The organism is Frateuria edaphi (assembly GCF_021117405.1).
GTDB classification, from domain to species: Bacteria; Pseudomonadota; Gammaproteobacteria; order Xanthomonadales; family Rhodanobacteraceae; genus Frateuria_A; species Frateuria_A edaphi.
On sequence record NZ_CP088251.1, the window covers coordinates 1,877,986 to 1,899,176 of the forward strand.

22 protein-coding genes are annotated in these 21,191 nt (G+C 67.5%); 8 read left to right on the forward strand and 14 right to left on the reverse strand.

Going from position 1 to position 21,191, the window contains the following annotated elements; all coding sequences use genetic code 11:
* Positions 1 to 7: 7 nt before the first annotated feature.
* On the reverse strand, positions 8 to 757 hold the full coding sequence (gene tpiA, locus LQ772_RS08875; protein ID WP_231325816.1) for a triose-phosphate isomerase: 750 nt from the start codon (positions 755 to 757) through the stop codon (positions 8 to 10).
* A gap of 119 nt (positions 758 to 876) precedes the next feature.
* On the opposite strand from tpiA, the gene LQ772_RS08880 reads away from it, so the two are divergent.
* Positions 877 to 1,683, forward strand: a complete 807-nt coding sequence (locus LQ772_RS08880) for an SDR family NAD(P)-dependent oxidoreductase (RefSeq protein WP_231325817.1) — start codon at positions 877 to 879, stop codon at positions 1,681 to 1,683.
* 55 nt (positions 1,684 to 1,738) lie between these two features.
* The gene (locus tag LQ772_RS08885; RefSeq protein WP_231325818.1) at positions 1,739 to 2,413 is read left to right on the forward strand and encodes a DUF6445 family protein; all 675 of its coding nucleotides are present in this window, start codon (positions 1,739 to 1,741) and stop codon (positions 2,411 to 2,413) included.
* A gap of 131 nt (positions 2,414 to 2,544) precedes the next feature.
* Here the strand turns inward: LQ772_RS08885 and LQ772_RS08890 are convergent, their stop codons facing one another.
* From LQ772_RS08890 to orn, 4 genes are read right to left on the reverse strand one after another with little or no spacing between them, the layout of a single operon-like run.
* Positions 2,545 to 3,477 (reverse strand): isopenicillin N synthase family dioxygenase, encoded by a 933-nt coding sequence (locus LQ772_RS08890; RefSeq protein WP_231325819.1) that lies wholly within the window; start codon positions 3,475 to 3,477, stop codon positions 2,545 to 2,547.
* Positions 3,474 to 4,841, reverse strand: a complete 1,368-nt coding sequence (gene glmM, locus LQ772_RS08895; protein WP_231325820.1) for a phosphoglucosamine mutase — start codon at positions 4,839 to 4,841, stop codon at positions 3,474 to 3,476. Before glmM ends, LQ772_RS08890 begins: the two co-directional genes overlap by 4 nt.
* A gap of 47 nt (positions 4,842 to 4,888) precedes the next feature.
* Entirely contained in the window at positions 4,889 to 5,797 is a 909-nt protein-coding gene (gene folP / locus LQ772_RS08900) for a dihydropteroate synthase (RefSeq protein WP_231325822.1), read from the reverse strand.
* An 8-nt stretch (positions 5,798 to 5,805) separates the two neighbouring features.
* A complete protein-coding gene (orn, locus tag LQ772_RS08905; protein ID WP_231325824.1) occupies positions 5,806 to 6,366 on the reverse strand; it encodes an oligoribonuclease in 561 nt (186 codons plus the stop codon).
* 72 nt (positions 6,367 to 6,438) lie between these two features.
* Between orn and sbcB the strand changes: the two genes are divergently transcribed.
* Together sbcB and LQ772_RS08915 are read left to right on the forward strand one after the other, a co-directional pair.
* Entirely contained in the window at positions 6,439 to 7,887 is a 1,449-nt protein-coding gene (sbcB, locus tag LQ772_RS08910) for an exodeoxyribonuclease I (protein ID WP_231325826.1), read from the forward strand.
* A 138-nt stretch (positions 7,888 to 8,025) separates the two neighbouring features.
* Positions 8,026 to 8,709 (forward strand): DUF2461 domain-containing protein, encoded by a 684-nt coding sequence (locus tag LQ772_RS08915; RefSeq protein ID WP_231320283.1) that lies wholly within the window; start codon positions 8,026 to 8,028, stop codon positions 8,707 to 8,709.
* 21 nt (positions 8,710 to 8,730) lie between these two features.
* On the opposite strand, the gene LQ772_RS08920 is transcribed toward LQ772_RS08915, so the two are convergent.
* The 5 genes from LQ772_RS08920 to ligA form a co-directional block, all read right to left on the reverse strand.
* Positions 8,731 to 10,026, reverse strand: coding sequence for an MFS transporter (locus tag LQ772_RS08920; RefSeq protein ID WP_231320284.1), 1,296 nt, complete (start codon positions 10,024 to 10,026; stop codon positions 8,731 to 8,733).
* 22 nt (positions 10,027 to 10,048) lie between these two features.
* Positions 10,049 to 10,213, reverse strand: coding sequence for a LiaI-LiaF-like domain-containing protein (locus LQ772_RS08925; RefSeq protein WP_231320285.1), 165 nt, complete (start codon positions 10,211 to 10,213; stop codon positions 10,049 to 10,051).
* 65 nt (positions 10,214 to 10,278) lie between these two features.
* Positions 10,279 to 11,238, reverse strand: a complete 960-nt coding sequence (epmA, locus tag LQ772_RS08930) for an EF-P lysine aminoacylase EpmA (RefSeq protein WP_231320286.1) — start codon at positions 11,236 to 11,238, stop codon at positions 10,279 to 10,281.
* Positions 11,235 to 11,627 carry a VOC family protein gene (locus LQ772_RS08935; protein ID WP_231320287.1) on the reverse strand — a complete coding sequence of 131 codons (393 nt, stop codon included), beginning with the start codon at positions 11,625 to 11,627 and terminating at the stop codon, positions 11,235 to 11,237. Before LQ772_RS08935 ends, epmA begins: the two co-directional genes overlap by 4 nt.
* Positions 11,624 to 14,005, reverse strand: coding sequence for an NAD-dependent DNA ligase LigA (ligA, locus tag LQ772_RS08940; RefSeq protein ID WP_231320288.1), 2,382 nt, complete (start codon positions 14,003 to 14,005; stop codon positions 11,624 to 11,626). The genes LQ772_RS08935 and ligA overlap by 4 nt, the downstream gene beginning before the upstream one ends.
* A gap of 115 nt (positions 14,006 to 14,120) precedes the next feature.
* On the opposite strand from ligA, the gene LQ772_RS08945 reads away from it, so the two are divergent.
* Complete coding sequence (locus LQ772_RS08945) at positions 14,121 to 14,738, forward strand: phosphatase PAP2 family protein (protein ID WP_231320289.1); 618 nt, start codon at positions 14,121 to 14,123, stop codon at positions 14,736 to 14,738.
* A gap of 18 nt (positions 14,739 to 14,756) precedes the next feature.
* Here the strand turns inward: LQ772_RS08945 and rnk are convergent, their stop codons facing one another.
* Complete coding sequence (gene rnk / locus LQ772_RS08950) at positions 14,757 to 15,164, reverse strand: nucleoside diphosphate kinase regulator (protein WP_231320290.1); 408 nt, start codon at positions 15,162 to 15,164, stop codon at positions 14,757 to 14,759.
* Positions 15,165 to 15,337: 173 nt separating this feature from the next.
* Here rnk and LQ772_RS08955 point away from each other — a divergent pair, with 173 nt between their 5' ends.
* From LQ772_RS08955 to LQ772_RS08965, 3 genes are all read left to right on the forward strand, one after another.
* Entirely contained in the window at positions 15,338 to 16,783 is a 1,446-nt protein-coding gene (locus LQ772_RS08955) for an MFS transporter (RefSeq protein ID WP_231320292.1), read from the forward strand.
* Positions 16,784 to 16,844: 61 nt separating this feature from the next.
* The gene (gene nhaD / locus LQ772_RS08960; RefSeq protein WP_231320294.1) at positions 16,845 to 18,227 is read left to right on the forward strand and encodes a sodium:proton antiporter NhaD; all 1,383 of its coding nucleotides are present in this window, start codon (positions 16,845 to 16,847) and stop codon (positions 18,225 to 18,227) included.
* An 81-nt stretch (positions 18,228 to 18,308) separates the two neighbouring features.
* Positions 18,309 to 19,505 (forward strand): cation:proton antiporter, encoded by a 1,197-nt coding sequence (locus LQ772_RS08965; RefSeq protein WP_231320296.1) that lies wholly within the window; start codon positions 18,309 to 18,311, stop codon positions 19,503 to 19,505.
* Here the strand turns inward: LQ772_RS08965 and LQ772_RS08970 are convergent.
* From LQ772_RS08970 to LQ772_RS08980, 3 genes are all read right to left on the reverse strand, one after another.
* Complete coding sequence (locus LQ772_RS08970; protein ID WP_231320297.1) at positions 19,483 to 19,695, reverse strand: hypothetical protein; 213 nt, start codon at positions 19,693 to 19,695, stop codon at positions 19,483 to 19,485. The genes LQ772_RS08965 and LQ772_RS08970 overlap by 23 nt on opposite strands.
* 220 nt (positions 19,696 to 19,915) lie before the next feature.
* A complete protein-coding gene (locus LQ772_RS08975; protein WP_231320299.1) occupies positions 19,916 to 20,113 on the reverse strand; it encodes a hypothetical protein in 198 nt (65 codons plus the stop codon).
* A 66-nt stretch (positions 20,114 to 20,179) separates the two neighbouring features.
* A complete protein-coding gene (locus LQ772_RS08980; protein ID WP_231320301.1) occupies positions 20,180 to 21,001 on the reverse strand; it encodes a Crp/Fnr family transcriptional regulator in 822 nt (273 codons plus the stop codon).
* Positions 21,002 to 21,191 lie beyond the last annotated feature (190 nt).

Here is a 21,191-nt window from a genome sequence, read left to right on the forward strand (position 1 = left end):
GTAGGCTTCAATGCGCTGCGGCGCAGATGCCGAGGAAATCGTCTGCGGTGAGCGAAGCACCGCCGATCAGGCCCCCATCCACGTCCGGCTGCGCGAACAATGCCGCGGCATTCGCCGCCTTGACGCTGCCGCCGTAAAGCAGCCGGGTCAGACGGGCAATCATACCATCCTCACGTTCCAGTTGGCTACGAATGAACGCGTGCGCCTGCTGCGCCTGCTCCGGCGAGGCCGTCTGGCCGGTGCCGATCGCCCACACCGGTTCGTAGGCGATCACGGCGGTGTAGAACGGGGCGATGCCGCAGTGGGCGATCACGGCGCCGAGCTGGCGCGAGAGCACCGCTTCGGTCTGGCCCGACTGGCGCTCTTCCAGCGTTTCGCCGATGCACAGGATCGGCGTGAGGCCGGCAGCGCAGGCTGCGGCGAACTTGCGCGCCACCAGCTCGTCGCTTTCACGATGGTAGTGCCGACGCTCGGAATGGCCGACCAGCGTCCACTGCGCGCCAACGTCGGCGAGCATCGCGGCCGATACCTCACCGGTATAGGCGCCCTGCCCCTCGTGCTCGCTGACGTCCTGGGCGCCGAAACCGATGCCGCCGGCACCGTGGCGCGCGGCCAGCTCGGCCAGGTAGGGAAACGGCGGGAACACCAGCACATCGGCGGTCTGCGGGAGCTGCGCAACGATCTCGGATACCAGGGCCTCGGCCATCGAGCGGCTGCCATGCATCTTCCAGTTGCCGGCGATGAGTTTCCTGCGCATATGCGGAGTCGTCCGATGAAAAACGGCAAGCATAGCGACCGCCCCGCAGGCCGGCAAACGGGCGCTGGCCGCCAGGTCCGGGCGGCGATCATGGCCCGACCCATCTCATGGAAACGCGGATGTCCAGCCATCGTCCCTTAAGCCTGATCACGGGTGCCTCGGCTGGTATCGGTGCCGCATTCGCGCGGGAACTGGCCGCGCGCGGGCATGACCTGGTGCTGGTGGCGCGCCGTGCCGAGCGTCTGCACGCGCTGGCGGAAGAATTGCGCGGGCAACACGGCGCGCACATCCACGTATTGCCCTCGGACCTCGCCGATCCGGTCGCGCCGCGCCAGCTGGCCGATGCGCTCCGCAATCAGGGACTGGCAGTGGACTGGCTCATCAACAATGCCGGTTACGGCGTGCCCGGCACGTTCGAGGCCAGCGAATGGCCGGTCCATGCGGAGTTCCTGCAGGTGCTGCTTACCGCGCCCACCGAGCTGGCGTGGCGGCTGCTTCCCGGCATGCTCGAGCGCGGCTACGGCCGCATCGTCAACGTCGCTTCGCTGGCCGGGCATGTGCCGGGATCGGCCGGGCACACGTTGTATGCGGCCAGCAAGGCGTACCTGATCAAATTCTCGCAATCGCTGGCGCTGGAAAACCGGCACCGGGGCGTGAACGTATGCGCACTTTGCCCCGGTTTCACATGGTCGGAATTCCACGACGTCACCGGCACCCGCGCGCTGGTCGGCAAGCTGCCACGCTTCATGTGGCAGGACGCGCAGTCGGTCGTGCGCGAAGGCATCGACGCGGTCGAGCGCGGCGAAGCAGTGCACGTCACCGGGCGCGTGAACCGTGCGATCAAGGCACTGGCCAAGCTGATGCCCGACCGCTTCGCGCTGTGGCTCTCGGCGCGCGAATCCCGTCGCTATCGTCGACTCGATTGACGCGAACACGGCGCGACTGCGCTAACGTCAACCGCCTGCCGCTCGCGAGATGACCATGAGCCTGTTTCCGACCCAGATGCGCCCGCTGCCTTATCGCAAACCCACCGAGGGACGCGACTACTGGGTGATCGACGATGCACTGCCCGACCCGATGGCGGTGCGCGAACGTTGTTTGGCCAAGACCGACTGGGAGTACGGCTTTCCGACCACCGGCGAAGTCTGGCCCGGGATGCGGACCATGCCGGCCCTGGAGCTGGACGAGCTCGCCGCCATCGAGGCGAAGGTGCGGCATGTCACCGGCGCAAAGAAACTCTGGGTCGGCGAAACCGAAGCCGGACACAAGCTCAATCACAACTGCGTGCAGGTCGTCGGCGCAGTCGAGGGAGCGGTCAAACCGCATACCGACTCGTTGAACCTGTGCCGCTATGCAGCCGTGCTGTACCTCAATCCCGCGGTGCCCGACAGCTGCGGCACCAGCTTTTTCCGCCAGCGCATGCCCAACGGCCAGCTGGGCGGCAACATGGTCGCGCCGCCGCATCGCAACCTGGTCGATGCGCTTGGAAACCGCTTCGTGATGCCCAATGCTTTTGCCGAGGACGTGCGCGTGGCGCACCGCTTCAACCGGCTGCTGGTCTACAAGGCCAACATCGTGCACAGCGCCAGTGCGTATTGGGGGCTGGAGGACATGGCCAGCAAACGCATGACCGCGGTGTTTTTCTGGATGGCCTGAACTGCGCAGGGGCGCCCTTCGGCCCGCCGTCACGGCACCCGTACGCGCCACAAGCGAGGAAGCGGCGTGGTTCGAGGGGGCATCGCCCCTCACGTCCGCCCTCTCCCGGACGGGAGAGGGCGTGGGTTGCGTCAGATCAGCTTGATCTCGCGCAGCCGCTGCATCAGGTATTCGTGCGAGGTCAGCGATGTGTCGTATCGGCTCGGGTTGTCCGGCGTCACGCATTGAGGCAGCGGGTCGAGCACCACGTCGGGGTTCGGGTGCAGGAAGAACGGCACCGAGTAGCGCGGCTTGCGCGCGTTCTCGTTCTGCGGGTTGACCACGCGGTGCGAGGTCGACGGATACACGTGGTTGGTCAGCCGCTGCAGCATGTCGCCGATGTTGACCACGATGGCATCGCCCTCGGTGGTGATCGGCAGCCACTCGCCCTCGCTCAACACCTCCAGGCCCTCGGCGCTGGCGCCGACCAGCAGGGTGATGAAGTTGATGTCCTCGTGGGCACCGGCGCGCACGTTGGGGATGTTTTCCTGGGTGATCGGCGGGTAGTGGATCGGCCGCAGGATCGAGTTGCCCTGGTCGGTCTTGTCCTCGAAATAGTTCTCGGGCAAGTCGATGTGCAGCGCCAGCGCGCGCAGCACGCGTGTGCCTAGCTGGTCCAGCGCCTCGTACAGGCCGTAGCCGCAGGGCTTGAACTGCGGCACTTCCTCAGGCCACAGATTCGGCGGCATCACGTCGGCGAACTTGGAATCGCGCGGGATCTCGCGGCCGACGTGCCAGAACTCCTTGAGGTCCGGATAGCGGCTGTCCTTGGCCGTTTCGACCTTGAACGGGGTATAGCCGCGCGCGCCGCCGGAACCGGGCACGTGGTACTTCATCTTGGTGTCGGCCGGCAGCGCGAAGAACTGCTCGAATGCCCGGTAGGCGCCGTCGATCAGCTCGCGCGGAATGCCGTGGCCGCTGATGCAGCAGAAGCCGAACTGGCGGTAGGCCGCGCCCAGTTCAGCGACGAAGGCGTCGCGGTCGGTGTCGTAGCGGCGGATGTCGAGCGTGGGGACTTGCTTCATGGGTTTTCCGTCATGTGCACATGCGCGGCGGATTTTACGGCGTCGGCCAGCCAGCCGGCCAATTGCTGCACCTCGCCGGCATCGGCGCCCTCGATGGTGACGCGCACCAGTGGTTCGGTGCCGGACGCGCGCAACACGACGCGCCCGCGCCCCTGCAACGTGCGCTCGACCTCGGTCAGCGCGTGGCGCACGGTATCGCTCGCCAGCGCCTCGCGCGCACCGGGTGCGCGCACGTTCAACATCACCTGCGGCAACTTCTGCAGGCCGCGGCGCGCCAGCGCCAGGTCCTGATCGGACGCTGCCAGCGTCTCCAGCACCGCCAGCGCGGCGATGATGCCGTCACCGGTGGTGGCACGGTCCAGGCAAAGGATGTGGCCTGAGGTCTCGCCACCGAGCATGCCGCCATTGGCCTTCAGCTGCTGGAGCACGTAACGGTCGCCCACGTTGGCGCGGATCAGCGGCACTTCCAGCTCCGCCAGCGCCTGCTCCAGGCCGTAGTTGCTCATCAGCGTGCCGACCACCGGCCCGCGCAGGCAGCCGCGCGCGAACAGGCTGCGCGCGAGCACGTAGAGGATGTCGTCGCCATCGGCGATGGTGCCGTTACGATCGACCAGGATGACCCGATCGCCGTCGCCGTCGAAGGCGATGCCGACGTCGGCGCTCTGCGCCAGCACCGCCTGCTGCAGCGCCTGCGGATGGGTCGAGCCCACGTCGCGGTTGATGTTGAAGCCGTCCGGCTTGTCCCCGATGGCGGTGACGTCGGCGCCGAGTTCGGCGAAAACCTTGGGCGCCACCTGATAGGTCGCGCCATGCGCACAGTCGAGCACGATCTTCGTGCCGCGCAGGGTGAATTCCTCCGGAACGGTCGCTTTGCAGTACTCGGCGTAGCGCGCGACCGCGTCGGCCACCCGGGTCGCCTTGCCGAGCTGTTCGGAGGACACCGTGACGAACTCCGCGTCCAGCTCTTCCTCGATCGCCTGCTCGACCTCGTCGGAAAACTTCTCGCCCATCGCCGAGAAGAACTTGATGCCGTTGTCGGTATGCGGATTGTGCGAGGCGCTGATCACGATGCCGGCAGCCGCCCGCATCGAGCGCGTGAGGAAAGCCACGGCGGGCGTGGGCATCGGGCCGAGCAGCCCCACGTCCACACCGGCGGCGACCAGGCCCGCCTCCAGCGCGGACTCGAACATGTAGCCCGACACGCGCGTGTCCTTGCCGATCAACACGGTCGGCTTGCGACTTGATCCGCGGGCCAGCACCGCGCCCGCGGCGCGACCGAGGCGCAGCATGAAATCGGCGCTGATCGGCCACTCCCCGACCTGGCCACGGATTCCATCGGTGCCGAAATACTTGCGTGTGCTCATCATCTTTCCTTGTGGTGGCGCCACGGGGCGGGCGTCACCTAGATAACTCAATCTTCGTCTGGCCAGCGTGGAGCCGGCGGACGCGTATCACGTCGTGCGGGCGTATCGCCTTCGTGCACCGCACGCCAGACGGCAAAGGCGTCGACGGTGGCGGCGACGTCGTGTACGCGCACCATGCGCGCGCCACGCTGCACGGCGATCAACGCCGCCGCGGCGGAGCCCGCGGCGCGCGCCTCGCCGGAAGGACGACCGGTCAGCGTACCGATCATGGACTTGCGCGACAGGCCCACGTAGACGCCCGCACCCAGATCGGCAAAACGCTCCAGCGCACGCAGCAACGCGAGGTTGTGTTCCAGCGCCTTGCCGAAACCGAAGCCCGGATCGACCAGCACGCGTCGCTTGTCGATGCCGGCCAGCTCGCATCCGAACAGGCGGTCGGTGAGGAAACGGTGGACTTCGCCCACCACGTCGTCGTACTGCGGATCGTCCTGCATGCCGCGCGGCTCGCCCTGCATGTGCATCAGGCAAACCGGCACGCGCAGCTCGGCAGCGGCATCCAGCGCGCCCTCGCGGCGCAGCGCGTAGACATCGTTGATCATGCCCGCGCCGGCGGCCACCGCGGCACGCATCACCTCGGGCTTGGAGGTGTCGATGGCGATCGGCAGCGCGGTACGCGCGACGAGCTGCTCGATCACTGGAATCACGCGACGCAGTTCCTCGTCGACCGGGACATCGTCGGCGCCGGGCCGCGTGGACTCGCCGCCGACATCCAGCATGTCGGCGCCCTGCTCCGCCATCGCCAGGCCATGCGCCACGGCCGCGTCCGTGTCGGCAAAGGCACCGCCGTCGGAGAACGAATCGGGCGTCACGTTGAGGATGCCGACCACGCGCGGGCGGTCGAGCACGAGGGCGCGGCCGGCGCAGTCGAGCACGGTGGCGAAGGGGTCGTCGAACATCGTCTGACTCAGGCCTGGCCGCCGAGCGCGCCCATGTGCTGGCGGTAGTAGCGCAGCTCGTCGATCGAATCGCGGATGTCGGACAGCGCGGTGTGCGCCGACTCCTTGCTCAGGCCGCGCGCGATCGTCGGCGACCAGCGGCGCGACAGTTCCTTGAGCGTGGAAACGTCCAGGTTGCGATAGTGGAAATGTCGCTCCAGCCGGGGCATCTGACGATGCAGGAAACGCCGGTCCTGGCAGATCGAGTTGCCGCACATCGGGGACTTGCCCGGCGGCGTCCACACCTTGAGGAATTCGAGCGTGGCCTGTTCGGCCTGCGCGTGATCGGTGGTCGAATCGAGCACCTGCTGCCACAGACCCGACTTGCTGTGCTGGTTGCGGTTCCAGCTGTCCATCGATTCCAGCCGGTCGACCTCGTGGCGGATCGCGAAGACCGGCCCTTCGGCGAGCACGTTCAGCTCCTTGTCCGTCACGATCGTGGCGATTTCCAGGATGGAATCGTTGTCCGTATCCAGGCCGGTCATTTCCAGATCGATCCAGATCAGGTTGTCGTCATTCGCTTGGTTCATGCATCCTCCTTGGAGCGCGCAGTCTAGCGCAGGAGCCCGCCCAAAGCCCCGTGCCATGCGATGATCGAGGCCATGCAGACCTTCCTCTGGCACGACTACGAAACCTTCGGCGCGGACAGCCGGCGCGACCGGCCGGCGCAGTTCGCGGGCATCCGCACCACGGCGGACCTGGAGATCGTCGGCGAGCCGGTAATGTTCTTCGCCCGCCCCCCGCGCGACATGGCGCCGGACCCGGACGCCTGCCTGATCACCGGCATCACGCCGCAGCAGGCCGAGCGCGAAGGCGTCTGCGAGGCCGAGTTCGCCGCCCGCGTGCACGAACAAATGGCCCTGCCCGGCACCTGCGGCGTGGGCTACAACTCGCTGCGCTTCGATGACGAATTCACCCGGCAGCTGCTGTACCGGAATTTCTTCGATCCGTACGGCCGCGAATGGGAGAACGGCAACTCGCGCTGGGACCTGATCGACCTGGTGCGCATGTGCCAGGCGCTGCGGCCCGAGGGCATCGCCTGGCCCACGCGCGAGGACGGCACGCCCAGCTTCAGGCTCGAACACCTGGCCGCGGCCAACCATCTCAAACAGGAGCGCGCACACGATGCCCTGTCCGATGTCTACGCGCTGATCGACCTGGCGCGGCTGATTCGCGTGCGCCAGCCGCGGCTGTGGGACTGGCACTTCGAGCTGCGTCGCAAGCAGAAGGTCTTCGGCCTGCTCGACGTGGCGGGCATGACGCCGCTGGTGCACGTGTCCTCGCGCTACCCGGCCAGCCGCCATTGCCTGGCGGTGATCGCACCGCTGGCGCCGCACCCGTCGCGGCCCGGCGAAGTGATCATCTACGACCTGGACGCCGATCCGGCGACGTGGCTCGACCTGGACGAGGACGACATCGCCGACCGCATATTCACCGCGCGGGCGGACCTTCCCGAGGGGATCGAGCGCATCCCGCTGCGCACCGTGCGCGCCAACCGCGCACCCGCGCTGGCGCCCTTGTCGGTCCTGCGCGATGTGGACCATGGCCGTCTGCAGCTCGACCTGGAGCGATGCCTGCGCCACCACGCGCTGCTGCGCGCCACCGAAGGCCTGGTCGACAAACTGCGCCACGTGTTCGCCCGCGCCTCCGAGATGCCCGCGCCGGAAGATCCCGAACTCGCCCTTTACAGCGGTTTCCTGCCCGACGCCGACAAGCGCCTGCTGGCCGAGGTCCGCGCAACGCCCCCCGAACAACTGGGCCGGCGCAACTTTCCGTTCCGCGACCCGCGTTACCCGGAACTGCTGTTCCGCTACCGAGCGCGCAATTGGCCCCACAGCCTGGATGCCGGGGAGCAAGCGCGCTGGGAAGCCTTCCGGCTGGCGCGCCTCACTCGCCCCACCGCGCTGACCGCGCGCACGCTCGATGACTATTTCGCGCGCATCGCCACCTTGCGGCCCGAGCGCCCCGACCAGGCCGTCCTGCTTGACCAGCTCGAAGCCTGGGGCCGCGAACTCGCCCCGATCCCGGCCATGGCTGCAGACCTCCTGTAGGAGCGCCCTTGGGCGCAACCGTGGATCATCCCGGTCGCGCGCCCGCATCTGCAGGAGCGCATCCTGTGCGCGGCCGTTATCCGCGCCACGCACAGAGCGTGTTCCTGCAGGCGAACACGAATGACCGATAATCGGCCGATGCCACAGCCCTACTTCACCCCCGCCACCTTCCGCTTCCTGCGTGCCCTCGGCCGCAACAACAGCCGCGAATGGTTCGCGGCGCACAAGCCCGACTACGAGCGCCACGTGCGCGAGCCGTTCCTGGCGCTGATCGCCGACATGGCCGCGCCGCTGGGAAAGATCAGTCCGCACTATCGCGCCGACGCACGCAAGAACGGCGGCTCGCTGTTCCGCATCCACCGCGACACGCGTTTTTCCAACAACAAGCTGCCTTACAAGACCTGGCAAGGCTCGCGCTTCTTCCACGCGCGCCGCCACGAGATCCCGGCGCCGTCGTTCTACCTGCACATCGAGCCAGGCGACTGCTTCGCAGGCGGCGGCATGTGGCATCCGGAAGCGGACACGCTCAAGAACATCCGTGGCTTCCTCGCCGACAACCCCGAAGCCTGGAAGCGCGCCACTCGCGGCAAATCCTTCCAGGGCTTGAGCTTCTGGGGCGAGAGCCTGAGTCGCCCACCGCGGGGCTTCGATCCGGATCACGAACTGATCGACGATCTCAAGCGCAAGGATTTTGCCGCCGGCGAGACCTTCGACGACGCCTTCGCCTGTTCGTCGGAACTGCTGCCGTGGGCGGTGGAGAGCTTCCGGCGCGTGGCGCCGATGGTCGACTACCTGTGCGCCGCCCAGGAACTCGAGTTCTAGCCGCAGCGCTGTAAGAGCGCCTTAAAGGGGTACGCGCTGGCGACGCAGCAGCACCAGCGCCACCACCATCCCGAGCACCGCCGTCGCCGCCACGTAGTGCGCCGGCGCCAGCACCCCGAAGCGCTTCACCAGCAGCCCGATCAAAGGCGGCGTCAGGCCACCGAACAGCGCATAGGCGACGTTGTACGAGGCCGACAGCCCCGAGAATCGCACGGCCGGCGGAAATGCCAGCACCATCAGCACCGGCACCACGCCGACCACGCCCACCGCGAACCCAGCCAGGGCGTACAACATCACGAAATGCGCGCCGCCCGCCGCCAGGTCCATGTACAACGCGTACGCGGCCACCAGCAGCCCGGCCGCACCGAACAGCAGCGCCCGCGCCGGCCCGATGCGGTCCGACACGCCGCCATAGAAGAGGCAGCCCACCGCCAGCGCGAACGACGCCACGTTGTTGCCCAGGAACGCCCGTGCCGGCGCGACGTGGAACACGGACTGCACCAGCGAGGGTGTCATCAGGATCAGCACCACGATCGCCGCGGTCAGCATCCAGGTCACCAGCATCGACAGCAGGACCGCGCGCTGGTGTCGTGCCGCCACCTGCGCCAGCGGCAGCCCGGCGACCAGCTCGCGTCGCGCGTGCATGGCCTCGAACACCGGCGTCTCGCTGAGCCAGCGGCGCAGCCACACCGCCAGGAAGCCGAACACGCCGCCGATCAGGAACGGCAACCGCCAACCGTAATCAAGCAGTGCGTCCGGCGAGAGCGACCGGTTGAGGCCCGCGGCGACCAGCGAACCGATCAGGATACCCACGGTGAGCCCGGAGGTCAGGCTGGCGCACGCAAAGCCCACCCTTTGCGGTGGCACGTGCTCGGCGACGAACACCCACGCCCCCGGCACCTCGCCACCCACGGCGATCCCCTGCACCACCCGCAACAGCAGCAGCAGCAACGGCGCCAGCATGCCGATCTGCGCGTAGACCGGCAGCAGACCGATACCCAGCGTAGGCAGCGCCATCAGGAACACGCTCAGCGTGAACATCCGCTTGCGCCCGAGCTTGTCGCCGTAGTGCGCCATCACGATGCCGCCGAGCGGGCGCGCGAGATAGCCGGCGGCAAAAATGCCGTAGATCTTGACCTGCGCGAGCCACGCCGCGCTGTCGGGCGGAAAGAACAGCTTGCTGAGCGGAATCGCGAAAAACACGAACACCACGAAGTCGTAGAACTCCAGCGCGCCACCGAGCGCCGCCAGCGCCAGCGTGCGCATGTCCGCACGCCGGAGGCGCCCGGCGTTCAAGGCAAGCGTCGATGCGTTCATGCGATCCCCCGGCCGCTCGCCGTCAGCCGCGAGCGTTCTTGAACATCATGCCTGCGCCCAGTGCTACCAGCGCCAGCGGCCACCAGGTGGCGAAGAGCTCGCCGAGGTGCAGGTCGAAACCCAGGTTGCGCAACAGGAACAGGATGCCGATGACGATCAGCAGGATGCCGGGCACGCTCGGGCGCATCGGTTATCTCGGTAGGGACGGAAGCGGCCACTGTGCGCACGACACCTCCGCCCGTCAACGTCCCATCACGCCGTTGCGAAAGGAAACGCCAGCACGTCGGCGATCGCGTCGGTGCCGGCCAGGCACATCAGCAATCGTTCGACACCCAGCGCAACGCCGGCGCAGTCGGGCATCGCGTCGAGGACGGCCAGCAGGCGCTCGTCGATCGGCACCTCGCGCTGGTTGCGGGCGCGGCGCCGCGAGTTGTCGCGTTCGAAGCGCGCGCGCTGCTCGGCGGCATCGTTGAGTTCGTGGTAACCGTTGGCCAGCTCGTAGGGGCCGAGGTAGAGCTCGAAACGTTCGGCCACCGGCGGGTCGTCGCGACGGACCCGGGCCAGCGCGCATTGGCTGGCCGGATAGTCGTAAATGAGCATCATGCGCTCGCGCGGAAAATCCGGTTGCAGGCGATGGGTGATGAGCAGGTCCAGCCAGTCGTCGCGGGTGAGGCCTTGCGGGTCGATACTGGACCGGCCCAGCGCCTGCTGCAGCGCTTCGAGCGGCGCGGTGAGCGGATCCAGGCCCAGCGCGTCGAGGAACAGCTCCCGATAGCTGCACGCCCGCACTTCGGCGCGGCGGCCAACGAGGGCGAGCGCGGCCTGCACCAGTTCGATGGCCTCTCCCGCCAGTCGCCGATGGTCCCAGCCGACGCGGTACCACTCGAGCATGGTGAACTCGGGATTGTGCCGCCCGCCCGCCTCGCCGTTGCGGAACACGCGGCCCAGCTCGTAACAGTCACCCAGGCCGGCGGCGAGCAGGCGTTTCAGCGGGTATTCGGGCGACGTGCGCAGCCACCGCTCGCGCACGCCGGCGTCCACATGCCCATGGAATACCGTGGTGAAGCTTTCGATGTTGGGCTCGGTATTGCCGGCGGCGGAAAGGATGGGCGTTTCGACCTCGAGCACGTCGCGTTCGAAAAAGAAGGTACGCAGCAGCCGGTAGAGCCCGGCACGCAGGTGCAACGCCTCTTGCGGAGAATGCGTGTTCATCGGGGCCAGGCACCGCGATGCAGCACCACCCGGCCACCTTCCATATCCATGAACGTGCGGCCGTTCCTCTCCCAGAACGGGTTGGCGTTCTGCACGACAGTGAACCCTGCCGCAAGCATCGCGTCGCAGCGGCGCTGCCAGTCCACCGCCTCGTCCAGATAGAAGACCAGCAGTTGTTCCTCGTGTGGCGATGGCGGCGGCGGCGCCCGGTGATCGCGGATGAACTCCAGGTGGTAGGGCCCCCGCGGATGCCCGAGGATGATCCCGTCGAAGCCTTCGTGATCCCGAAACGAGGAAAGCACGTCGAAGCCGAGTCCGCCGACGTACTGGGCGGCGATCACATCGATATCACGGCACGCTCGCGCAACGCGCATGACTGCGCCTGTCATGACGCCTCATGCTCCGCCAGCAACGCCAGCAACTGCGCTTCGTCCCACACCGGCACGCCGAGCTCCTGCGCCTTGTCGAGTTTGGAACCGGCCGCCTCGCCCGCCACCACGAACGAGGTTTTCTTCGATACCGAGCCCGCCACCTTGGCACCTAGCGCCTCCAGCCGCTGCTTGGCTTCGTCGCGGCTCAGCGTGGGCAGCGTGCCCGTGAGGACGACGGTCTGCCCCTCCAGCGGCGCGGCGCTGACGTCGGCCTGCGGAACGGCGGCAAGCAGGCGCTGGATGGCCGCTTCGGCGTCGCGCAACGGCGCGAGGCCGGTTTCGTCGGCCAGGAAGGCCGCAAGATTGCTGGCCGCGGCCTGCGGCAGGCCGTGGGTGATCCATTGCGCCTCACCCGCTGCGATAAGGCGATCGAGCGTGGGGAAGCGCTCCACCAGAAGTTGCGTGCTCTTGGGTCCGAGCTTGGACACCTTCGCGTGGTCGAGCAGCGCGGCCAGGCCAAGCTTCTCGCGCAGGCGCGGGGATGGCGGCGTTTCGTCGGCGAAAGTGATGCCCGCGGCCAGCAGCGCATCGACCACGCGCTGGTTGCCTTCCTGTGCGAAGAAACCGGCAATGGAAGACGCCACTTCCTCGCCGATGTCCGGCAGCGCGCGCAGCACGGCCGCTGGCATGCTGCGCACCATGTCCAGGCTGCCGAGCCATGTAGCCAGCGTGCGCGCGGTGCTTTCACCGATGTGCATGATGCCCAGCGCGAACAGGAAGCGCGGCAGCGTGGTGCGCCGGCTGGCGTCGATGCCCTCGACCAGGTTTTCCGCCCACTTCGTGGCGATCTTGCCGGCCTTGACGGTTTCCGGTGTGGTGCCCTCGCGCTCGTCGATGGTCTGCTTCATGGCCACGAAGCGCTCGACCGTCAGGTCGTACAGATCGGCCGGCGTGCGCACCATGTCCAGTTCGACCAGGGCATCGACGAAGCGACTGCCCAGGCCTTCGATGTCCATCGCACGACGCGACGCGAAGTGGATCAGCGCTTCCTTGCGCTGCGCCGGGCAGACCAGGCCGCCACTGCAACGCCAGGCCGCCTCGCCCTCTTCGCGCATCAGCGCCGAGCCGCACACTGGGCATCGCGCCGGCATCGTCCACGGGTGCGTGCCGGCAGGTCGATTTTCGGTCTGCACGCGCACGACCTCGGGGATCACGTCGCCGGCGCGGCGCACGATCACCGTGTCGCCCACGCGCACGTCCAGCCGCGCGATCTGGTCGGCGTTGTGGAGGGTGGCGTTGGTGACGGTGACACCCGCCACCTGCACCGGCGTGAGCCGCGCGACCGGTGTGGCCGCCCCGGTACGGCCGATCTGGATCTCGATCGCCTCGACCTGCGTGCTCTGTTCCTGCGCCGGGAACTTGTGCGCGATGGCCCAGCGCGGCGCGCGGGAAACAAAGCCCATCTCGCGCTGGCCTTCGTAGTCGTCCAGCTTGTAGACCACGCCGTCGATGTCGTAAGGCAGTGCGTCACGCCTGGCGCCGATGCGCTTGTAGTAGGCGATCAGACCATCGAACCCGCGCGCCACGTCCGCCTCGGGCGAGACCGGGAAACCCCACTTGCGCAGGCATGCGAGCGTCAGCGAGTGGGTCGCCGGCAGCTCCCCGCCCTCGACCACGCCGACCGCATAGGCGAAGAAACTCAGCCTGCGCTTCGCGGTGATCGCCGGATCGAGCTGGCGCAGCGAGCCGGCCGCGCCGTTGCGCGGGTTCGCCAGGGGCTTCTCTCCGTGCGTCCGGGCGTAATCGTTGAACGCTTCGAAATCCTTGCGCAGCATGATCACTTCGCCACGCACCTCCAATACGCCGGGCCAGCCGGTACCGCGCAACCTGAGCGGGATCGCCCGCACCGTACGCAGGTTGGCGGTGACGTCCTCGCCGGTCTCGCCGTCACCGCGCGTGGCGCCCTGCACGAACGCGCCCTGCTCATAGCGCAGGCTGATCGCCAGGCCGTCGAGCTTGGGCTCGACCGAGAACACCGGTTCGCGCCGGTCGAGCGTCTGCTCGACGCGCCGTTCGAACTCGGCGATCTCGCGGAAGCGCTCGCGCTCGGTGTCGCCCTCCTGCTCGAAGGCGTTGCCGAGCGACAGCATCGGCAACGCGTGGCGCACCTCGGCGAACCCGCCGTGGGCGCGGGCGCCGACGCGGCGGGTGGGCGAGTCGGGCGTGGCCAGCTCCGGGTGCGCGAGTTCGAGAGCTTCCAGTTCGCGCATCAGTGCGTCGTACTCGGCGTCGGTGATCTCCGGCTCGTCGAGGACGTGGTAGCAGTAGTTGGCCTGTTCGATGCGCTCGCGCAGTTCGGCGGCGCGGACCCGCCAGTCGGGAGTGTTCGGATGCATGGCGCGAGTGTAGCGACACGCCCGTATGTGCGGCAGGCCGTCGCTAAGGGAACCGAAAGCGCGCGGCGCTAGCGTGCCGGTGCCGGTGGCCTCTTGCCGCCGCGGGAGGTGGGCCGTGCGTCCTTTCCAGTGGTTTGCCTGCGTGCTTTTCCTGGCCTCGGGGCCTGTTTTTGCCAGCGGCGGCCCGCTCGGCATCGACCACCGCCTGCACTACGACAACAGCGGCATCTGGAAGCGCAGCAACCAGAAGGCGCTGTTGTACGGCAGCATCGTCACCATCGGCGCCGGCGCCATCGCCTTCGGCGACGACGACAAGCTCGGCGACACCTTCTGGCGCTCGGTCGACGCCATGGTCATCAGCGGCGTGGGCACGCAGGCATTGAAGTACACCTTCCGTCGCGAGCGTCCTTCGCAGACGGACGATCCGAACCGCTTCTTCAAGCACGGCCAGAGCTTCCCAAGTGGCGAGGTGGCCGCACTCTCCGCCGCCGTCACGCCCTTTATCGCCAATTACGGCGACGAACACCCGGCGGTCTATGCGCTGGCCCTGCTCCCGGCCTATGACGCCGTCGCGCGCATGAAGGTGCACGCGCATTGGCAGAGCGACGTGCTGGTCGGCGCACTGATCGGCACCGGGGTTGGCCTGTGGGCGACCCGGCGCGACTCGCCGCTGGTCGTGGGCTGGCTACCCGGCGGTTTCAGCGTGGGCTACGTGCACCACTTCAAACCATGACGCCGGATCGGCCTGCGCTCAGCGATGCAGGTGGCCGGAGGCCTCGGGCTGGTAGTCCACTTCCATGACGCGCAGGTGCCGGGGCCGCCCGCCCGGCATCGGCCAGTCGATCTCCTGGCCGCGCGCCAGTCCCAGCAAGGCACTGCCAACGGGGGCGAGGATCGACACCGTGCCGGGCTTGCCCGCGGCGCCGGGATACACCAGCGACATGGTGATGCGTTCGCCGGTGCCCTCTTCGCTGAAGGTCACCGTGGAGTTCATGGTGACCACGTCGGCAGGCATCTGCGCCGGCTCGCGCACTTCCGCCCGTTCCAGCTCCGACCGCAGCGACGCGTGCTTCTGCGCCTCGCCGGCTGGCAGGCGATCGAGCAGATTCTCGATGCGTTCGACATCCAGGCGGGACAGGACGATGGCAGGCCGGCTCATGGGATTCTCCACGGGAAAAGCCGGCGGTCATGCCGGCGCGCTTTCAGACAGGGATGCGCGCAAGGCGCAGGTTCCAAGTGGAATCTGGTGACGACGGCACAAAAAGGCAAGCCCGTCACGGACCCGCGATCGTGCACGCATCAGAGGCAGCCGGGCCCGTATCATGCGCCCCCATGCCGAACGATGCCGTCACGCCCGCCCCTTCCCTGCACGCGGGCGAGCCGGTCGAAGAATCCTCGCGCGAACGGTTTCGCGGCCTGATCTGGCTGGTCTCGGCGGCCTTCTTCATGCAGGCGCTGGATTCGACCATCGTCAATACCGCCGTGCCCGCCATGGCCAATGCCCTGGGCGTCACCCCGCTGGGCATGCGAAGCGCGCTTACCAGCTACGTGCTGACCCTGGCGATCCTGATCCCGGCCAGTCCGTGGCTGTGCGACCGCTTCGGCACGCGCAAGGTCTTTGGCGCCGCCATTGCGGTGTTCGGCGTGGGCTCGCTGTTCTGCGGCGTCGCGCAGACGTTGCCCCAATTGGTGGCCGCGCGCGTCATGCAGGGCGTCGGCGGTGCGGCGTTGATGCCGGTGGGCCGCTACGTGCTCGTGCGCAGCATCGCCAAGCACGAGTTCGTGGCGGTGATGAGCACGGTGGCTACCTTCGGCCTGCTCGGTTCGGTGCTGGGGCCCCTGCTGGGCGGCGCGCTGGTGGAGTTCACGTCCTGGCGGCTGATCTTCCTGATCAACGTGCCGGTGGGAATCTGCGGCCTGTGGATGAACAAGCAGGACATGCCCGAGTACCGGATGCGCCATGCCAACCGCTTCGACCTGCTCGGGTTTCTGCTGTTCGCGGCCGCTTCGGCACTGCTGCTGACGGCCTCGGAGCTGGTCGGCGGCGAGCACGTGGCCTGGGCGCGCATCGTCGAATGCACGGCGCTGGCGCTGCTGATCGGCGTGATCTACGTCTGGCACAGCCGGCGCACGGCGTTCCCGGTGGCCGACCTGTCGTTGTTGAAGGTGCGCAGCGTATGGGTGGCGCTGGCCGGCAACCTGTTCACCCGGCTGGGCATCTCCGGCATGTTCCTGCTGCTGGTGTTGTTCCTGCAGGTCGGCTGCGGCTGGTCGGCGCTGATGGCGGGCCTGATGATGGTGCCGCAGGCGTTGGGTTCGATCAGCGCCAAGTGGATCGTCAATCGCGCGCTGGCGCGGCTGGGCTATCGCCGCCTGCTGATCGGCAACACGTTGATCGTGGCGATGCTGCTGGCCTCGTTCGCTACCTTCGGCCGTGACACGCCGGCGTGGTTGATCGCGGCGATGGTGTTCCTCTACGGCAGCTTCGGCGGCCTGCAGTACACCGCGATGAACACGCTGATTTATCACGACCTGGACATCAAGCACGCCTCGATGGCGTCGTCGATGGCATCCACCGCGCAATACCTGTCGATGAGCTTCGGGATTGCGCTGGCCACGCTGCTGATGGAGTCGCTATTGCAGGGCCACGCGCACTCCGATTACGTGGCCGCGTTCCGATGGACGGTGCTGATCCTGGCGGCGGTCACGGCCTCGGCCAGCCGGGTGTTCAGCCGTCTTCGGGTCGACCGTCCGGCACGCAGGGAACTGCCCGCCTGAGGCGCGGCCGACGAGCACGCGCCTGATAGGCTTGTCCGGCGTTCCCAAGGAAAGCGATCCAATGCGTTCGACATTGTTCCTCGCCACGCTGGGCGGGGTCTTCCCCGTCTCGGCCGTCGCCGCCGAATCCGGCGCGAATTTCCATCTGACCGGCCATCCGGTCGGCTGGCTGGCGCTGGCGCTGTTCGTGCTCGCCTATGTGGCGGTGGTGCTAGAGGAACGCATCCAGATCGCCAAGTCCAAGCCGGTGATGCTGGCCGCGGCGCTGATCTGGGGCCTCATCGCCTGGGAAACGCGCGATGACGGCCGCGGCTCGGTTGCCGCACGCGATGCCTTCCAGGCGATGTTCCTGGAGTACGCGGAAATCTTCTTTTTCCTGGTAGTTGCGATGACCTACGTCACCGCGATGGGCGAGCGCAACGTGTTCGAAGCGCTGCGCGCGCAGTTGACGCGCCGGCGGCTGGGTTACCGCGCGCTGTTCTGGATCACCGGCACCATCGCGTTTTTCCTGTCGCCCGTGCTGGACAACCTGACCACCGCGCTGGTGATGTCGGCGGTGGTGCTGGCGGTGGGCGGCGGACAGGCGCGTTTTGCCACGCTTTCGCTGATCAACCTGGTGGTCGCGGCCAACGCCGGTGGCGCGTGGAGCGCGTTTGGCGACATCACCACGCTGATGGTGTGGCAGGCGCACAAGGCCGAATTCTTCGATTTCTTCCGCCTCTTCCCGCCCGCGCTGGTCAACTGGCTGGTGCCGGCGGTCGCGATGCATTTCGCGTTGCCGAACGGATTACCGGAATCCCTGCCCGGTCGCGTGCGCGTCAAACCCGGCGGCGTTGGCATCTGCCTCACTTTCGCCCTGACCATCGCGATCACCGTGATGGGCAGGCAATGGCTCGGGATGCCAGCGGCGTACGGCATGCTCACGGGACTGGCGTTGCTCAACCTGCTCGCTTCGCGCATCGATCGCAGCCAGCGTCGATATGCGCTGGCGCAAGGCGTGGAAGAGGAGCCGTACTCGATCTTCCGCATCATCGCCAACGCTGAATGGGACACGCTGCTGTTCTTCTACGGCGTGTTCGGCTGCGTCGGCGGGCTGGCCGCGCTGGGCTACCTGGAGCTGGCTTCGCACACGCTCTACGGCGCGCTCGGCGCGACCCTGGCCAACACCGCCATGGGCGTGCTCTCGGCGGTGATCGACAACATCCCGATCATGTACGCGGTGCTGCAGATGGACCCGCCGATGGACGCGTCGCAATGGCTGCTGATCACCCTTACCGCCGGCGTGGGCGGCAGCCTGCTCTCGGTCGGCTCGGCCGCCGGCGTGGCGTTGATGGGAGCTTCCGGCGGCCGTTACACCTTCATGAGCCACCTGCGCTGGAGCTGGGCGATCGCGCTCGGCTACGGGGCGAGCATCGCCCTTCACCTTGCGCTCAACGGCACGTAAAGCCCCGTAGGGGCGCACCCTGTGCGCGACCGTCATGCGCCGGTCGCCGCCTGTCACATGCAATCGCCACCAAGGAACTCCATGCACCACGACAGCGACATCCTGCTCACCCTGTTCCTGGTCTTCGTCGCCGCCCAGATCGGCGCCGAGATCGCCCAGCGACTCAGGCTTCCGGGCGTGGTGGGCGAGATCGCGGCCGGCTGCGTGATCGGACCTTCCCTGCTCGGCTGGATCAGTCCGGACCAGATCCTGCCCGGCATGCCGCTGGACGTGCTGGCCGAAATCGGTGTCGTGCTGTTGTTGTTTTCCGTCGGACTGGAAACGCGACTGGACGACCTGAAGAAAGTCGGCAAGGTCGCCTTCCTGGTCGGATTGCTGGGCGTGCTGGTTCCTTTCGCCATGGGCGGGGTATGGGCGCACGGCAGCGGCTTTCCCTGGGGCAAGTCGCTGTTCATCGCCGCCGCCTTCGTCGCCACCTCCGCAGGCATTACCGCGCGCGTACTGCAGGAACTGGGTGCGCTGCAGCGCGTCGAAAGCAAGGTCATCCTGGGCGCCGCGGTGATCGACGACATCCTGGCCATGCTGCTGCTCGGCGTGGTGGTGTCATTGCAGGGCGGCCAGGGCTTCGAGCCGGTCAAGCTGCTGGTGGTGCTGGGCAGCGCGGTCGGCTTCATCGTGCTCGTCGGGCTTGGCGGCGCGCGGGTGATGCGCTGGAACTCCGGATGGCTTGAGAAACCGCATAGCGCCCACTCGCCGCTGGCGATCGTGCTGGCGATCTGCCTGGGCCTGGCGTGGCTCTCTACCCTGCTGGGCCTGGCGGCGATCATCGGCGCCTTCCTCGCCGGCATGATCGCCTCGGAGACGCACCAACAGCATACGCTGGAGAAACAGACCCAACCGCTGCTGGCGTTGCTCACGCCGTTCTTCTTCGTCATCACCGGCAGCAAGATCGACCTGGCCCAGCTGGCCAGCGCCGAGGCCATGGGGATGCTGGCGATCGTCACCGTGATCGCGATCGTTTCCAAGCTCGTTGGCGGCTGGCTCGGCTCGCTGGCGTTGGGCCGACGCGCCGCGACCATCGTCGGCTTCGGGATGGTGCCGCGCGGCGAGGTAGGTGTGGTGGTGGCGAGCCTCGGCCTCGCGGCGGGCGTGTTCAGCGACCGCATCTACGCGGTGATCGTGGCCATGTCGCTGCTCACCGCAATGGTCACGCCGCCGGTGCTGGCGTGGCTGTTGAAGCGCTACCCGGCGGCGGTCAACCCGTCCGGAGCCGAATGATCGGACGGTGCCGGGCAAGCACCTGCTGGATCCGCTCGATGCAGGCCTGTCGTAGCCGGACGGCCTTCTCCGCATCCGAGTCGTCCAGGCGTTCTGCCCGCACCCGGTCGCGATGCTCGATCTCGAGAGCCAAAAGGCGATGCGCCTGCGCCAACCTTTCCTGGATCTTCTCGTCAATGGCCATGGTCATGACACCGAGCGGCCCGCGGGAGGGCCATGCTACGCCGTATTTGTGACAGGAAGCGGTCGCCGCCGCGGGCGATGGCTTGTCGGCAACCGCTGACGCCTGGCCGGCGTGCACTGTCTCCGATTGGCGCGAAGTATGAGGGGCCACCCTATTGGTCGCCGTAGGGGAAATCTGATCCTGCTGTGGGCGTAGGCAGCCGCCGGGGCGTTCGGCGATCTCCGGATCACGCCAGCGCGGCCGAGACCGAACATGCGAGCCAGCCAAGAACCAGGGCGAGGAACACGAGGGTCGCCAGCACGCCCATCAGGTCGAAAAGTTCTTCGATTCGCATGCGTGGACCCGAGCAGGAAGACGCCGGCAGCTTGCCGCAGATTTCTTGCTCGGCGATGACAAAGGCGACGCGTTCGACGACCGCGGGCATGCTGACCGCGAGACACGCCCGCTTTCCGTCGCAGCCCCCCTTCCCCCGTGGGAAGGCCAGATGCCATCAACCAGGCATGCGCGACCCGGGCTGCAGGTCGCCGGCACTTGCCTTGATCGCGTCGCTCTCTTCCTCCCCCGGATACACCCCGCGCAGCACGTCGTCGAAGTGCGACCGGACCGCCCGGTTGCAGCCGCAGGCGATGCGGTCGAGCCCACCGGCCTCGGTGACGCGCACGCCACCGCGGCGGGTTTCCAGGATGCCGCGGTCCTTCAGCTGCTTGATCACGCGGCTGATGTAGCTGCGCCCGACACCGAGCATGGACGCAAGTTGCTCCTGCGTGAGAGGCACATCGTGGTCACCGGTGCGATCAAGCGCTGCGACCAGCCATTTTGCCGTCCGCTGTTCGATCGAGTGGGCCGCATTGCAGGCCACGGACTGGAACACCTGGGCCATGAGGCAGTCCGCGTACCGGGCGAACAGATGACGCAGGCTTGTCGACCGGCTCTTGGCCTGTTCGAGCTCCAGTGCGCCCATCCTGAGCAACGGGCCGGGAAATTGCACCACGGTGCGCGAATAGGCGGGCAGCCGACCCTGGCTGACGATGCCACCCACCGCCCCCTCCCGGCCCACCAGCGCGGTTTCGATGCCGCGACCGTCTTCCAGCAAAACCATGAAGGAGATCAGCGTCGGACCGCAAGGGAAGTAGACGTACCGCACCTGATCGCCGGGCTCGAAGAGCACGCGACCCACCTCCACTCGCTGGGGCTCCAGGTGGGGCTGGAGCAAGACAAGATCGTCCTGGTGCAGCGCACGCAGCAGATTGTTCGGCGGTGCGATCTCGCTCGTCTCGCCGGGTGATTGCGCACGCTCGTATTGGCTAGCCATAAACCCCCTGATGGCCGTGACTGTGCACACGACGAGAGGGCCGTTTGCCCACGGTCTTATGACGTTATCTCAAGGCGCGGCAGGTAATTTTCGCGTGAGTACCTCGTCAGCTCTATGTCCACAATTGGACATACTTCCGGGCGCAACTCACCTAGAGTCGGGAAGCACTCTCACGCCACGCCCGTCGTTG

Bases quoted from the DNA above. Each gene is read 5' to 3' on its own strand.
- sbcB (WP_231325826.1), top strand. From the start codon at position 6,439: ATGCAGACCTTCCTCTGGCACGACTACGAAACCTTCGGCGCGGACAGC.
- LQ772_RS08970 (WP_231320297.1), bottom strand. From the start codon at position 19,695: ATGACCATGGCCATTGACGAGAAGATCCAGGAAAGGTTGGCGCAGGCG.
- LQ772_RS08980 (WP_231320301.1), bottom strand. From the start codon at position 21,001: ATGGCTAGCCAATACGAGCGTGCGCAATCACCCGGCGAGACGAGCGAG.
- orn (WP_231325824.1), bottom strand. From the start codon at position 6,366: ATGAACCAAGCGAATGACGACAACCTGATCTGGATCGATCTGGAAATG.
- LQ772_RS08885 (WP_231325818.1), top strand. From the start codon at position 1,739: ATGAGCCTGTTTCCGACCCAGATGCGCCCGCTGCCTTATCGCAAACCC.
- LQ772_RS08890 (WP_231325819.1), bottom strand. From the start codon at position 3,477: ATGAAGCAAGTCCCCACGCTCGACATCCGCCGCTACGACACCGACCGC.
- folP (WP_231325822.1), bottom strand. From the start codon at position 5,797: ATGTTCGACGACCCCTTCGCCACCGTGCTCGACTGCGCCGGCCGCGCC.
- LQ772_RS08965 (WP_231320296.1), top strand. From the start codon at position 18,309: ATGCACCACGACAGCGACATCCTGCTCACCCTGTTCCTGGTCTTCGTC.
- epmA (WP_231320286.1), bottom strand. From the start codon at position 11,238: ATGAACACGCATTCTCCGCAAGAGGCGTTGCACCTGCGTGCCGGGCTC.
- glmM (WP_231325820.1), bottom strand. From the start codon at position 4,841: ATGAGCACACGCAAGTATTTCGGCACCGATGGAATCCGTGGCCAGGTC.
- LQ772_RS08935 (WP_231320287.1), bottom strand. From the start codon at position 11,627: ATGACAGGCGCAGTCATGCGCGTTGCGCGAGCGTGCCGTGATATCGAT.
- LQ772_RS08925 (WP_231320285.1), bottom strand. From the start codon at position 10,213: ATGCGCCCGAGCGTGCCCGGCATCCTGCTGATCGTCATCGGCATCCTG.
- LQ772_RS08975 (WP_231320299.1), bottom strand. From the start codon at position 20,113: ATGCCCGCGGTCGTCGAACGCGTCGCCTTTGTCATCGCCGAGCAAGAA.
- ligA (WP_231320288.1), bottom strand. From the start codon at position 14,005: ATGCATCCGAACACTCCCGACTGGCGGGTCCGCGCCGCCGAACTGCGC.
- tpiA (WP_231325816.1), bottom strand. From the start codon at position 757: ATGCGCAGGAAACTCATCGCCGGCAACTGGAAGATGCATGGCAGCCGC.
- LQ772_RS08915 (WP_231320283.1), top strand. From the start codon at position 8,026: ATGCCACAGCCCTACTTCACCCCCGCCACCTTCCGCTTCCTGCGTGCC.
- nhaD (WP_231320294.1), top strand. From the start codon at position 16,845: ATGCGTTCGACATTGTTCCTCGCCACGCTGGGCGGGGTCTTCCCCGTC.
- LQ772_RS08955 (WP_231320292.1), top strand. From the start codon at position 15,338: ATGCCGAACGATGCCGTCACGCCCGCCCCTTCCCTGCACGCGGGCGAG.
- LQ772_RS08920 (WP_231320284.1), bottom strand. From the start codon at position 10,026: ATGAACGCATCGACGCTTGCCTTGAACGCCGGGCGCCTCCGGCGTGCG.
- LQ772_RS08880 (WP_231325817.1), top strand. From the start codon at position 877: ATGTCCAGCCATCGTCCCTTAAGCCTGATCACGGGTGCCTCGGCTGGT.
- rnk (WP_231320290.1), bottom strand. From the start codon at position 15,164: ATGAGCCGGCCTGCCATCGTCCTGTCCCGCCTGGATGTCGAACGCATC.